This window comes from Tahibacter caeni (genome assembly GCF_024609805.1).
In the GTDB taxonomy this organism is placed as follows: Bacteria; Pseudomonadota; Gammaproteobacteria; order Xanthomonadales; family Rhodanobacteraceae; genus Tahibacter; species Tahibacter caeni.
Genome location: NZ_JANFVR010000651.1, coordinates 1 through 1,159 on the forward strand (window position 1 = coordinate 1; position 1,159 = coordinate 1,159).

General features: G+C 75.1%; 2 protein-coding genes. Both read right to left on the reverse strand.

Going from position 1 to position 1,159, the window contains the following annotated elements; all coding sequences use genetic code 11:
• Positions 1 to 109: 109 nt before the first annotated feature.
• Positions 110 to 565 (reverse strand): sugar 3,4-ketoisomerase, encoded by a 456-nt coding sequence (locus NON22_RS24595; protein WP_257389611.1) that lies wholly within the window; start codon positions 563 to 565, stop codon positions 110 to 112.
• A 7-nt stretch (positions 566 to 572) separates the two neighbouring features.
• Positions 573 to 1,159: O-antigen ligase family protein (locus tag NON22_RS24600; protein WP_257389612.1), on the reverse strand; the 587-nt coding region annotated here is incomplete at its 5' end.

A 1,159-nucleotide genomic window follows, 5' to 3' on the forward strand; every position in this document is an offset into this window, starting at 1 on the left:
CCGCCGCGCGCGGCCGAGGCGGCGGCGCAAGCCCCGGCGCAGCGCGCGCAGCAGCGCGGCCGGCCCGGCCGCGGCGCGCGCGGGAATGTCCCCGGCGTGCACGCTCACCTCAGAGGACCTCCGCGACGAAGGCCGCATGGTCGCGGTAATAGTCGGCCTCGTCGTAGCACTGCGAGGCCAGCACGAGACAGACCGAGCCCGAGGAGAATTCGTCGAGTTCGCGCCAGATCATCGGACCGATCAGCAGGCCGCGGTACGGCCGGTCCAGCCGCACGCGCCGGCGCCGGCGGCCGTCGTCGAGCAGGACTTCGAAGCTGCCGGCGACGGCGACCAGCAGCTGCTGCAGCGCGCGGTGGGCATGGCCGCCGCGCTCGGCGCCGCCGGGCACGTCGTAGAGGTAGTAGACGCGCTCGATCGAAAACGGCAGGTGCGCGCCGCCTTCGATGAAGGTCAGGTTGCCGCGCGGGTCGGTGATCCGCGGCAGCTCGATCAGGCGGCAGTCGTCGACCGATGCGGCGTTTGCGCGCGGGGACGGTGCGAGGTCGGGGCGGAGGGCAGTCGGCACGGTCATTTCATTCCTCCTCCTGCAGCGGCGAGAGCGCACAGGCCGCGAGCAGCGCGCAGGCCAGCGCCGGCAGCGGCACGCGCAGCGGGTAGTCGACGAGACCGTGCAGCAGCGCGGCGCCGGCGCCGAGCGCGCAGGCCCAGCGCAGGCCGTCGGCCGCGCGGGCCAGCAGGCGATGCGCGACGAGCGCCGCGGCGGCCGCGTACAGCAGCGGTCCGATCAGGCCGAGCTCGAACAGCAGCTGCACGGGCTCGTCGTGGGCCTGGTTGACGTAGACCGTGTCGAGGGTCGCGAGGCTGTCGAAGGTCGCGAACACGCCGGCGAAGCTGCCGGGGCCGGCGCCGAGCGGGAAGAACGTCATCGCCGCGGCGAAGCTGCGCCGCAGCAGCGCGGCGCGGCCGTCGGCGACGTCGAGCGCGAAGCCCTGCAGCAGCGCAGGTCCGGCCGCCGGCAGGATGACCAGCGCCGCGACGGCGGCGAGAACCAGCGCGAGCAGCAGCCGGCGGCCGTGCTGCCGGTGCAGCGCCCAGACGGCGATCGCGACGGCTTCGAGCACGAGCAGGCAGGCGCCGGCACGCGAGCGCGTCGCGAGCA